7 protein-coding genes are annotated in these 13784 nt (G+C 46.0%); 6 read left to right on the forward strand and 1 reads right to left on the reverse strand.

Features of this window, described 5'->3' with window-relative positions; all coding sequences use genetic code 11:
- Positions 1-244: 244 nt before the first annotated feature.
- From JO154_RS08645 to JO154_RS08670, 6 genes are read left to right on the forward strand one after another with little or no spacing between them, the layout of a single operon-like run.
- Positions 245-1048, forward strand: a complete 804-nt coding sequence (locus JO154_RS08645; protein ID WP_291943826.1) for a CHRD domain-containing protein — start codon at positions 245-247, stop codon at positions 1046-1048.
- A gap of 30 nt (positions 1049-1078) precedes the next feature.
- On the forward strand, positions 1079-3907 hold the full coding sequence (locus tag JO154_RS08650; RefSeq protein ID WP_291943829.1) for a SusC/RagA family TonB-linked outer membrane protein: 2829 nt from the start codon (positions 1079-1081) through the stop codon (positions 3905-3907).
- Between the two features lie 18 nt (positions 3908-3925).
- Positions 3926-5560, forward strand: coding sequence for a RagB/SusD family nutrient uptake outer membrane protein (locus tag JO154_RS08655; protein ID WP_291943833.1), 1635 nt, complete (start codon positions 3926-3928; stop codon positions 5558-5560).
- Positions 5561-5578: 18 nt separating this feature from the next.
- The gene (locus JO154_RS08660; protein ID WP_291943835.1) at positions 5579-8701 is read left to right on the forward strand and encodes a TonB-dependent receptor; all 3123 of its coding nucleotides are present in this window, start codon (positions 5579-5581) and stop codon (positions 8699-8701) included.
- 31 nt (positions 8702-8732) lie between these two features.
- Positions 8733-10511: a RagB/SusD family nutrient uptake outer membrane protein gene (locus JO154_RS08665; protein WP_291943838.1), complete on the forward strand. Its 1779-nt coding sequence runs from the start codon at positions 8733-8735 to the stop codon at positions 10509-10511.
- A gap of 20 nt (positions 10512-10531) precedes the next feature.
- Positions 10532-11962 (forward strand): alpha-L-fucosidase, encoded by a 1431-nt coding sequence (locus JO154_RS08670; RefSeq protein WP_291943841.1) that lies wholly within the window; start codon positions 10532-10534, stop codon positions 11960-11962.
- Between the two features lie 223 nt (positions 11963-12185).
- Here JO154_RS08670 and JO154_RS08675 read toward each other — a convergent pair whose 3' ends face one another.
- Positions 12186-13769 carry a beta-N-acetylhexosaminidase gene (locus JO154_RS08675; RefSeq protein WP_291943844.1) on the reverse strand — a complete coding sequence of 528 codons (1584 nt, stop codon included), beginning with the start codon at positions 13767-13769 and terminating at the stop codon, positions 12186-12188.
- Positions 13770-13784: the final 15 nt, after the last annotated feature.

Consider the following 13784-nt stretch of genomic DNA (forward strand, 5'->3'; position numbering starts at 1 on the left):
ATAATAGAGAGATATGACCCGTATTAGATCCTGGGAGAAAGCTATTTTTACCGCAACAGAAACGAACCAAAAAATCGCAAACTAAAACTGTATTTCCGTAGGCTTATTTATCAACCATCAACAGTAATCATGTAGACACATTACTAATATTTTCCAAGTGAATAATGAAAAGCTGCGAGGCGACTATCCACCGTTGATAGTTGCTTACCCTGCTATTGCCTTACTATTTTAAATCCTTTAAAACATGCGTCAGAATCCTGTATTCCTTTTCTGCATGCTGATGATTTCAGTTTACATGCTTGTAGGCTGTAAAAAAGATCCTGAATCGAATCAGTTTGTGTTGAAGATGTGGAATATTCAAATGAAAGGTACCAATGTGGTCCCTGCAACACCAGGTAATGGAGCTAGCGCTTATGCACTCCTCTACCTCCGCGACGATTACCAACTGTATTACGACATTTATTTCGACTCCCTTCCTGGAGGTATTGCACCTGAGAGCGTAGACATCCGCATTGGCGGCCCCGTTCAAAACAACACTACTGCCCTGCTCTCCCTCACCGGCAACTTTAACGGCAAAAAAATGAGTGGCAATATGCCCATGCCTAAAGCCATCGCAGATAGTCTGATTAAAACATCCGCCTATATGCAGATCGTTTCCAAGGCTAATCCAGCAGGCATTGTACGTGGACAGCTAGATAAAAAAGTTATTCTCTCCCTGGATGTAAATATGGATGGCAGCCAGGTAGTACCCGCCGCCAATAATTCCGCTGCCGCAAAATTCTCACTCCGCCTGACAGATGATAACATGGCTTGGTATGCAATCGATGTCAAAAACATACCTACCGGGGATGTATTGAAGGAAGCACATATTCATACGCCTACTGGCGTAACCCTGTTGAAGCTGGCCTCCACGGCGGCCGACTATGGCGTGCAACAGAGCATGTCCATTACCGGGGAACCATTGCGCGCACTGCGTTCCGATCCATTATACGTGGATGTTCACTCCACGCTATTCCCTAATGGCCTGGTGCGCGGTACCCTGCGATAAACCACATTCCTGTTCCCTAAACACATTACAATGAAGCATAATTCCTATAAAAGGCATACTGCACCGTCTCCACGAATTGTTCGTTGGTGCCTTGCCGTTATTACCACTGCTGGAATGGGCGTTCCTGCAATGGCTTTACCACAGGATTCCCTGGTAAAGAATATCCTCCCTGCCAAGGATAGCTCCTGGTTTGGTCAGAAAACATATCTCTGGAACAGAACGTCCACTCGTGGCAACATGGTGTCAGCAACCAGTGCTGTATATACCAATGATGTCAATACCACCCTCACAGGCGATGTTACCAATGCCCTCACCGGAAGATTGGCCGGACTGTATACCACCCAGTATAATGCCATCGGTGGTGTGGATGCCGCTACCCTCACCTTGCGCGGTAAAACGCCTCTCATCGTGATTGACGGCGTGGTTAGAAACTATACCGGGTTTAATCCTGCCGACATAGAAAGCGTTACCGTATTGAAAGATGCCCTCGCCACCGCAATGTTCGGGCAGCGTTCCAACAATGGTGTAGTGCTCATCACTACCCGCGATAGAGGACGTAAAGCATTTGAAGTAAACGCGTCTGCCCAATACGGTTCTCTGGAACCAATTTATCGGGATAAGTTTCTGAATGCATATGGTTACGCTACCTTGTATAACGAAGCACAGCAGAATACTTCCCCTGGCAGTATTCCTCGCTATACGCCTGCGATGCTGGATGCTTGGAAAAATCACACCAACGATCCATACGCACAACCAGATGTAAATTGGATGAATGAGGTGATGCGCAAATCTTCTAGTCAACAACACTATAGTATTGACCTGGCAGGTACTGCCCGCGCTTATCATTACTATGCTTCCCTGGAACATTTTGCACAAGGCGGCGTATTTAACACCTCTCCGCAAAACAGTTACAATACCAATAACGATTACAAACGTTACAGCATCCGTACCAATGCTTCCGTTTCTTTCAACAAGGATATTGAATTGGCATTAAACGTATTCGGTTCCATTTCTACCGCCTATGCACCTGGAGGAGGCTCGGCATACGTGTATTCAAATATATTGGCCACTCCGCCATTAGCCTTTCCGATTACCAATCCAAACGGCACCTGGGGCGGTACCAACCTGTATCGCAAAAACCCAATGGCAGATGCAGTAGGCGCAGGTTACCTGATGACCACCCAACGCCGCATCAGCGCAGACATGGCCCTTACCTACAAACTGGATGATTATGTGAAAGGATTGTGGGTGAAAGGACAACTGTCCATGAACAACTATTATAACGAGATTGTACCCCGCGGTAAATCATATGCCGTGTATGCACCAGATACCACTATTGGTGCTCCTGCCGGAAGCTATATCCAATACGGAGCGGATGGCATTGTTGGAACCGGTACAGCGCTCGTTCCCGATCAATTCCGACAGAATTATATCAATGTAATGGCCGGATATGATCATCAGTGGAATGATCATAGTCTCAATCTCCTGGCCACCTTCAATAAGGATAACAGCATTGCTAGCTTCTATCAGCTCAATTCCGTTTATACTAATGCTGGCCTGAATGCTACCTACGATTGGAAGAAAACTTACTTCGCAGAACTGGGCCTTGTATATAGTTTATTGAACAGGTACCAACCTGGTAAACGCGGTGCCTTCCTGCCTTCCGCCGGGCTCGCATGGGTGATCAGCAATGAGAATTTCTTCAGTAGTGAGTTGTTTAGTCGCCTGAAACTGCGCGTTTCTGCCGGACAAACTGCCTGGGGTGATCCAGACAACTACTACCCATACCTGACCAACTTCTCGACTGATGCAAATGGTTATAATGTTGGAGAAACCGCTTCCAGTGTTAGTGGCGCAGCGAGAACACAAGTAGCTAACCCCAACTATACCTGGGAAAAAGGTGTAAAATTCGATATCGGCCTGGAAGCGGCGCTGTTGCATGATCAACTGTCTGTTGTAGTAGACGTATATCGGAATAGACTATCTGATCTCTTGCAGATCAGAGGTCAGAATACCGGTATCTTTGGGCAAACCTATCCCCTAGAAAACATCGGCATCAACCGCTATACTGGTGTAGAAGCTACTGTGCATTATAGTCCTGCTACCAAACAGGCTTTCAAATACTATCTGGATGGCAACGTATCCGTTTCAGCCAGCAAAGTATTACATACCGGAGATCAGAATTATCCTTACCCATGGCTCTATCGCACAGGGCAACCTGTGGGTCAGCTCTTCGGATTGATTGCCGACGGATTCTATCAAGCGGGTGACGACTTCAACAAAACAGCTAACCTGCAAGGCTATACGCCATCTGCCGGAGATATCAAATACAAAGACCTCAATGGAGACGGTGTGATCAACGACCTGGACAGAGCGCCGATCGGTACTACCAAGCCATTGATTAACTACGGCGTTGGCGGCGGCTTCTCTTATAAAGGATTCGATTGCAAACTCCTAATACAAGGCGCGGCAAACAGGGTTGTCTGGATCAATCCAACCGCCATCATGCCTTTCTATAACGGCGATGCCAATGTACAAGAAGCACACCTAGATCGTTGGACACCCACCCACACCAATGCGGAATTCCCACGCCTGACACTTGGCGCCAATATCAATAACAACCAGGTTTCTAGCTTCTGGGTGCGTAATTCAAATTATCTCCGCCTGAAAAATGTGGAACTGGGTTATGACTTCAAAAGCATGTTACTGCCCAACAGTAAAATCACCAAGCTACGCCTGTTCGTAAACGCATACAACCTGCTCACGATCAAAAATATTGACAGGTATGATCCGGAATCTATTAACGCGCCATTTGGTAATGTACGTGCCATCAATGGCGGTATCACGCTTGGACTGTAATACAAAACGCTAATAACAATGAGAAAATATACCATATTACTCCCCGTGCTGGCTTGTATTGGCATTACAGCCTGCCAGAAAAATGTGATCGAAAAAGAGCCGTTGGAATTTGTGAATGAAGACTTGATTTTCGACAAGCTGGATTCACTGGGCGTTTACGCAGAAAGATATCTCTACAATAGTTATGCTGATCTTCCTTCCGGCTTCAATCGCATAGGTGATAATATCCTGGATGCTGGTACAGATGATGCCGTTCCCAGCAACGCAACAGATCCAGTACAATACTTCTCCAATGGTCAATGGACGCCCTTCAACCTCCCAGACAACAAGTGGGATCAGAACTATGGCCTCATTCAGAAAGTAAATCTCTTTCTGTCAAAAATAGACCAGGTGCCGCTGAAAACACCCGGATTAATGGACCAATGGAAGAACGAAGCGCGACTCCTCCGTGCGGTGGCCTACTTCGAGCTGATTAAAAGATGGGGCGGCGTTCCTATTGTGGGCGACAAAGTATTTGATATCAATTCCAATTTATCATATAGCCGTAACAGTTATGACGAATGTGTAAAATACATTGTAACCGAAATTGATACAGCTCGCAAATACCTGCCAGCAAGTTATGCTACCGCTTATTTCGGTCGCCTGACCAGCGGTGCCGCCATGGCATTGAAATCCAGGGTATTGCTGTATGCTGCTAGTCCGCTCAACAATCCTAACAACAACATAGAAAAATGGCAAGCAGCGGCCCAAGCAGCCAAAGACCTCATGGATACCAAAGCTTATGCACTCACTACTGCTTACGATGATCCTTATCTCAAGCGTAAGAATAGCGAAACCATCCTGGCGTATATGACAGGACAGGGTTACCTGGTAGAGCTGAATAACGGCCCTGTGGGTTCCAAACGTGGAGACAGAGGTAAAACCAACCCTACGCAGGAACTGGCAGATGAATTTGAAATGGCGAATGGAAAAATGATTGGTGATGCTGGTTCCGGGTACAATGCTGCCACTCCTTATATCAACCGTGACCCAAGGTTTTACTATACCATCTTCCATAATAATATGTCATGGTTAGGAAGAAATATTGAAACGTTTGACGGTGGGATAGACCGCCCGGCAGGTTTTGGAAAGGCCAATAGCGGTGAAACACGCACAGGTTACTACATGCGTAAGTTCCTCACTACTTCTGGTACCACCAGCAGCTACGCCAGCTCTGATCACTGCTTCCCGATCTTTCGTTATGCAGAGATACTTTTAAACTACGCCGAAGCGCTCAATGAAGCCAGTGGCCCGTCTAAAGAGGTATACGATGCGGTAGAGCAAATCCGTAAACGTGCTAAACTCAATCCCTATACGCTCCCGGTAGGATTAACACAAGACCAGATGCGCGCGCGTATACGTCATGAACGCCGTGTGGAAATGGCTTTCGAAGAACAACGATTCTGGGATATCCGCCGTTGGAAAATGGCAGACAAAGTGTTGAACACATCCCTGCACGGTATGCAGATCACCAAAAATCCAGATGCTACCCTCAATTATAAAGTAGTAGAAGTAACACCTACCAAATTCCTTGCTGATCGCATGTTCCTCTTCCCTATTCCTTACAAGGAACTGGTGGCCAATCCTAACATGCGTCAAAATCCTAACTGGTAACATTAAACAAGGCTAACAATGAAAAAATTATTATATCATCTCCTTTGCTGCTGCTTTCTGCTGTACATGGCGCTACCAGCCATTGCCCAGAAACCAGTAACTGGTACCACCGTAAACGGTACCGTTTCAGAAGGAGCGCAACCGCTGATAGGCGTATCCGTTTTTGAGAAAGACTTCCCTACAAACGGTGTGGCCACAGATGAAAAAGGACGTTATTCTCTCACCCTGAAAGGTAAAGCCGGTATCCTGATATTCTCTTATGTAGGATACCTCAAACGCGAATTACCAGCAGCAGAAGCCAATGGTAAGATTGTACTGCAACCGGATGTGAAAGGGATGGAAGATGTGGTGGTTATCGGTTATGGTACGCCTAAAAAGCCTACTGTTACCGGTGCGGTGAGCGCTATCTCTGGTGCGCAGATCCGTCAAAGTCCTTCTGCCAGTTTGCAGAACGCACTGGCCGGACGCCTCCCTGGCTTGTTCACACAACAACGTGGCGGTCAACCTGGTAAAGACGGTGCGGCATTCCAGATTCGTGGTATCAGTTCTTATAACACTACTGATAACAACTCTGCGAACAATCCGTTGATCATTGTGGATGATATCGAATTCTCTTACGACCAAGTAAGCCAGTTGGACCCGAATGAGATTGAAAGTATTTCTATTTTGAAAGACGCGTCTACCACCGCTGTTTATGGTATCCGCGGAGCAAACGGTGTAATGGTGATCACTACTCGCCGTGGTAAGTCCGGTAAGCCACAGTTGACAGTGCGTAATGAAACTGGTTTCCTGAAACCTACACGTCCGCCGAAAATGAATGATGGTTATACAACCCTGAGCCTGCTCCGGGAATATGAAACCACCAACATGCGCGACCCCGCTGTGAAATATCCTACTTTCTTCGCAGGCAACAACTTGGATTACTACAAGGACAACAGCGACCCCTATATGCATCCAAACGTGGACTGGTGGGGAGAATTGATGCGTAAGTATAGCATGCAGAACAGAACCAACTTCGATATCAGCGGTGGTTCGGATTATATCAAATACTTTATCTCTCTGGGCTACATCACACAGGGAGGTATCTTCAAAAACTTCAGTTCTAACGAAGGCTATAACAGTAACTATTTTTACAACCGTTATAACTTCCGCTCTAACATCGATATCGATCCTACAAAAGATCTGCATATTCGTGTAGACCTATCCGGAAGATTCGGTACGATCAACGAACCAAACGACAAACCTTTTAACGGCGGTGGTACTACTTTCCAGTATCTCTGGAACGGAGAACTTTCCTCCTTCGGTTATCCGATATACAATCAGAATGGCTCCCTTGGAGGTACCCTGAGTACCGGTACCAAACCCAATCCTATAGGGGTATTGCAATACGGCGGTTATAACCGCAGCTATGAAAACGACTTCAACGTTGTTACTTCTGCTACCCAAAAACTGGATTTCATTACGAAAGGATTATCTGCAAACGTGCTGGTATCGCTGGCGAGTGATTATAATTTTGTTCGCAGTCTCACTCGTGCCAATAATGAAATCCTGTTTTACTACTATGATGCAGTAGCACAAGCTTATAAACCAGTGGTGAACAACCTGTACAGAATGGGCAAACTCAGCTCTTCCGGTGGATATCGTGGGAGTGCCCGTAAGCTGAATCTACAAGGTTCTTTGAACTACGGTAGAAGCTTCGGTGGTCATAACGTATCCGGATTACTGCTGTTCAACCAGAATACCAATACCACCAATGCATGGAATGGCTCTGACGCTGTTGTGGCCGGTATCCCTGCGAATTTCCGCGGTATCACTGGTCGTATCGGTTATAACTACAAACTGAAATACCTGGTGGATATCAACGCGGGTTATAACGGGTCTGATCGTTTTGCCAGCAGCAAAAAATATGGTCTCTTCCCTGCTATTGGCCTGGGTTGGAATATCAGTGAAGAAAGTTTCTTCAAGGATAATATCAAATTCATTGACGCCTTTAAACTCCGTGGATCTTACGGCCTCGTAGGTAGTGATAAAATCGGTGCTTACAAATACCTGTATGAGCAAATTTACGCTGCCGGCAAAGGATACAATTTCGGTGAATTACCTGTAAGCTATAATGGTACCGTAGAAGGCGATCTTGGTAACGACCAGGTAACCTGGGAAAAAGAACGTAAAGCCGATATCGGTGTGGATATCAAAATGTTTGATGGTAAAATCGGTATCGTAGCGGATTATTTTGATAACTATCGTTATGATATCCTTTCTACCCGTGGTACAGTGCCACAGCCCGTTGGTGTTGGTCTTCCACCATTAAACCTCGGACGCGTGAGCAACAAAGGATATGAGATTGAGGTAGAATACAACAACCGCTCTCACAAGATCCAGTACTTCGTAAAAGGTCAGATCAGCTTTGCTAAAAACAAAATCCTCTATCGCGATGAGCCTATGGCGAAATACCCATGGATGTCGCAAACAGGTAAATCCATCGGGCAGGCATTCGGCTATAAATACATTGGTATGTTCCAGGATGTGGAAGATGTATTCAACAGTCCTAAACTGATTACCAGTGTACCTATGCAGAACATCTTCCCAGGCGCATTGAAATTCGCAGACCTCAATGGCGACGGTATCATCGATGATAACGATAAACTAGCGATGGGTGTGAATCAGCCGAGATATATTTCTGGTCTGAGCTTCGGGTTCTCCTACAAGGGTTTTGACTTCAGTACTTTGTTTCAGGGTTCCTTTGATTATGTGATCAATATCCAACGTGGTTCATTGGCTTATAGTCGTCCGGAAAGACAATCAGTGCCTTTCAACCTCGGTAGATGGACACCATGGACAACGGATGTTACTTACCCAGCACTGGCCGATGGACAAGGTAGTCCGCAGTCTTCCACCTACTGGTACAGAAGAGGGGATTATGTGAGATGGAAAAACGTTGAAATCGGATATGCCATTCCTACCTCCTTGCTGAAACACAAGCTGGTAAAGAATATCCGCATGTACTTTAACGGTTACAATTTGGCCCTGGTGTATAACAAACTGCCAGTAGCCATTGACCCGGAATCTGCCATGTCATCCAGCATTGGGGAATATCCACAACAGAGAATATATAACATCGGATTACAGGTAGGATTGTAATAAGCATTGTTGTATCGTAAAATCCAGACAAATGATTAAACAACTAATAAAATATATCGTAGCAGGAAGCCTGGTAACCGCCATGATGGTAGCCTGTAAAAAGTCCGACAGCTTCCTCGACAAGCGCCAAACGGAAAGTTTGACCGAACAGTTGGTATTTTCGGACAGTGCCAAAACACTGAGTTTTCTCACTGACTTATATGCTTATACCGGTATGGACTTGATCCATAACCGGTATACGCTGATCACTTCCGCCCTGGGGAATGACTATGCTTGTATGGAGGATATGACGTCTCACTCTGTCTCCTATTACAGCGATCCACAAGCCAGCTTTATCACTGGTGCTTCCACGGCGAGAAACTATTTCACCACCAACTATTACAAGACCTATTATCAAAAAATCAGGGCTGCCAATCAATACATGAAAAAGGTGAAAGGCTCTCCGCTTTCTCCTGCGATGCAGATCAGGACTTCCGCAGAAGCCCGGTACCTGCGCGCCTGGTATTATGCCCAACTAGTAAGGTATTTCGGAGGAGTGATGATGGTGGGAGACACGATCTACGCTGACCTATCCACACCCATCGATTATAAGCGTAATAGCTACAAGGAGTGTATAGACTATATCGCAGCGGAATGCGACAAAGCAGGGGCTGATTTGCCTACTGCGATGGACCAACCTGCAGCCGACTATGGCCGCATCACGAAAGGTATGTGTATGGCCCTGAAAGCGCGCATGCTAGTAACTGCAGCCAGTCCACTCTACAACGGTAATCCTATTACCAAGGACCCTCAGCAGCAACCACTCATCTGCTATAGCCCTACCTACGATGCAACGCTCTGGCAGAAAGCAGCAGATGCTTGTAAGGCAGTGATGAATTCTAATATCTATTCCCTCTTCGAAACAGAGTCTACGCCAGGTGCAAGGGCTGGGTACAGCTTCTGGAAATTATTCCTGCTGCGTAAGAACTCAGAGTATATCATGCCGTACATGATGGGATACAATACTAACCTGGAAGGCGCCTGGTTCCCTAACTCTCGTGGCGGTTCCGGATGGAGCACTCCTAGTCAGAACCTCGTAGATGCCTTCGGTATGGCCAATGGTAAAGCTACCAGCGCTCCTGGCTCCGGTTATGATCCTAAATTCCCTTACAACAACAGAGATCCAAGGTTCTATAATACCATCATCTACAATCAGGCAACTGTTTTCAATAACAGCACCAAAAAAATGGACCCAGTGGATATTTACAAAACCTGGCAGGGAACCCTCTCTGCAGATGGTTTGCAAGCCTATTCTACCAAAACCGGTTATTATAGCCGTAAAATGTGTAATGACAGTACCGGTAGATATACCAATACACAAAGGGTCTATCCTGTTATCCGTTATACCGAAATACTAATGGGTTATGCAGAAGCCATGAATGAATTGAACGGTCCTACCCAGGAAGTTTATGACATTGTTAAGAGTATCCGCAGACGGGGCGGCGTTCAAGCTGGCGCCGACAATATGTACGGCCTGGATGCAGGTATGTCTAAAGAGGCGATGCGTGGCGTTATCCGCAATGAATATGAAGTGGAATTTGCCTACGAAGGCCACTGGTACTATGATACCCGTCGTTGGAAAACAGCAGAAGTGACCGAAAACAGACCTATCCAGGGTATGATGGTCACCAAACAGCAAGACAATACCTTTACTTACCAGGCGATTACTGCGCTCAACGCAGTATTCCTGTATCCAAAAATGTATTTCGCGCCACTGCCTTTTGACGAGGTAAATAAAAGCAGTACATTATTACAGAATCCAGGATGGTAAATTATACTTTTATACGGACCATGAAAAAACTAATTATCGCCGCCGCCTTGCTGGGAGCAGTTTTCCAGGCAGGCGCACAAGACACTACCAAACGCGCCATCCCCTTAAAGTATGGCGCGCAATACACCGGCAAAAGATCGGATGAGGCCATGAATAAATGGCGTAGCAACCGATTTGGACAGTTCATCCACTGGGGGCTTTATGCCATCCCTGGCGGGGTATGGAATGGTAAAACATATAACTATGCCGCGGAATTTCTGAAATCTAGTGCCAGAATTCCCACGCCTGTATGGGATTCCTTGATGTACCAGTTCAATCCTGCGAAATTCGATGCGAAAGCATGGGCCAAAATGGCTAAGAAGATGGGCGTGAAATACATGACTATCACCACCAAGCACCATGAAGGCTTCTGCCTCTGGCCTAGCCAGTATACGGATTTCACAGTGGCTAATAGTCCTTATAAAAAGGATATCATCAAACAACTGGTGGAAGCCTACAATGCAGAAGGTATAGATGTAAATTTCTACTACTCCGTGCTCGACTGGCATCATCCGGACTGGAGATACGATATCAAAACACCAGAAGATAGTGTAGCGATGAGTCGTTACCTGACATTCGCCTACAACCAGTTGAAAGAGCTGGCCACCAATTACCCTACCGTTAAAGCTTTCTGGTTTGATGGTACTTGGGATAATTCCGTAAAACTGAATGGTAAATGGACTTACGAAGTAGAGAAAATGCTGAAAGAAGTGCGTCCGGGAGTGATTGTAAATAGTCGCCTCCGCGCAGATGACTTTGGCAAACGTCATAAGGATTCCAATGGGCAATTGATGGGCGACTACGAGTCCGGTTACGAACGTCGTTTACCCGATCCCGTTACTGACCTCGCCGTTACCAAATGGGACTGGGAAGCCTGCATGACCATTCCAGAAAACCAATGGGGATATCATAAAGATTGGACGATCAGTCATGTGAAATCACCGCTGGAGCTCCTGGAAATGTTGGTGCATACTACTTCTATGGGTGGTAACTTTTTGCTGAACTTCGGGCCTTCTGGAGAGGGGACTTTCCGTCCGCAGGAACTGAACATCGCCAATACGATTGGTGCATGGATGAGCAAATACGGCAATGTGATCTGGGATTGTGATTATGCCGGCATGAAAAAAGAAGACTGGGGATATTACACTAAAAAGAAAGGTAGCAATCAACTGAATATGGTCGTGTTTAATGTGCCAGTGAGTGGATTGCTGCGCGTTAATACGCCAAAGGGAATGGTACTGGAAAAAGCAGCATTTCTCGATAATAAAGGTGTAAGCCTGACAGTAGAGGAGATTGCCGCCAATCAATACCTTATACATATCCCTGTAAAATTATACACGTCTCCGCAAGTAATACAGGTAGATTACCGAGAAGGGAATGTCAAAGGTAGCTACGAAAAAGCGAAGACCTAAAAATAATGCATGATCGGTTAGCCCCAAATGACCGGGCATCAGCGTTTGCTGATGCCCTATTTTTTTTATCATTGCAGCCAGGAAGCGTCACCTTTGGCAGTAAATAGCCTCAAACGATTCATGCCCACAAAATAATGAAAAGCGGATAGGATGCAGCATTTCTCACGCAAAAGGCACAAAGGAAAACTTATTTCCTTTGCGCCTTTGCGTGAAAAAATTCGCATTAGTCCTTATAATCGCTTACGGTCTTTTTCTTCGGAATTGGCTCCGGATGGAAACTAGGTGTAAACGGATCATAGTAATACAATCCTGCTGCTTTAAACAGCTCCAACTGCGGCTTCAGGCGCTTCATAAAATCGGCTGTATTTTTTTGGGCAGTAGGTGTCCAGCAGATTTCTGCCAGCGCACATATTCTTGGGAAAGTAAGATAATCCAGTCGCTCTACACTAGGCACCGTTTCTGTCCACAAATTAGCTTGCATACCCGCAATCAGGGCAGGATCAGCATTTGCGGGGAGGTATTTTTCCGGAGAGAAAGTATAGACATTCTCTATACTGTTTAACAACTTATTCCATCTGCGACCATGACGATGCGTACTATCCTGTACGAAATCGAAGTACAGTGGCAATCGTGGACATATAACCGTTGTATAACCTTTCTGTAAGGCCATTTCCAGGGTAGCTGGTTTGTCGTGGCGCCACCAGAAGATGATAGTTTTATCGCGCGGCAGTGAGATTTCCGCCATTTCATCCCAGGCCAGCATCTTGCTATGCATGCTGTATACGGAATCAGACATCCGGCGCATAAAATACAGCTCTGCATCTTTCAGCGTAGACAGGTGTTCCCGTTGCATCAGTGCTTGAATGCTGCTATCGGTATGCCATTTTTCGTTGCCATAGCTCACTTCATCGCCGCCTAGGTGAATCATACCGTATGGAAACAGTTGATTCACTTCATGGAGGATATTGGAGAGATAAGTATACGTTCCTTCTTTACCTGGATTGAAAGTAAACTCAGGATGCCCTTTAGAGCCACCGCCGCTGAATTCTGGATAGGCCTTATTGGCCGCAGTGGCATGTCCTGGCATATCGATTTCCGGAATTACCTCGATGAATCGTTGACGGGCATATTCCACCACTTCGCGGATATCTGCTTGAGTGTAGTATTTCGCAGGGGCTTGTGGATCGGTGTAGTTGCCGATGCCACCTACTGTAGTCAATTTAGGATATTGATTGATTTGAATACGCCATCCTGGCTCATCTGTCAAGTGCCAGTGGAAGCGATTCAATTTGTAGTAAGCCATCCAGTTGAGCAGGGATTTCACCTTTTCCTTTCCGAAGAAGTGGCGGGATTCATCCAGCATATAGCCTCTCCAGGCATATTTGGGCGCATCTGTGATGGTCCAGTATTTCAGGTCTGCACCTTCATTTTGAATCAACTGTAAAAGCGAAATAGCGCCATTGAAAACCCCTTCCGCGGTGTTCCCTTTAATCAGGATGCCGGTTTTGCTGATTTGCAATACATACGCTTCTGGATTTTTATCCTTCAGTGCAGCAATTTGCAGGTGGATAGCCTGTTTGCCGGCCACTTCTACTGGTAGCCTGAAAGCAGCAAGTTCTCTACTGAGGAAATCAGCCGTATTTTTTATTTCCGGTTGATCCGTAATTACATCGATAGTTGCCGGGAGATGGTAAGACCCTTTTGCCACCACCGCTTTTTGTGGCATGGGAATTATGGGACATTGCGTTTGTGCGTGGACGTTATACGCCACCAACAAGAGCACGGCAAAGGATTTTAATCGTTTCACTGTTCGTTATGATTT

The organism is Chitinophaga sp. (assembly GCF_019236475.1).
In the GTDB taxonomy this organism is placed as follows: Bacteria; Bacteroidota; Bacteroidia; order Chitinophagales; family Chitinophagaceae; genus Chitinophaga.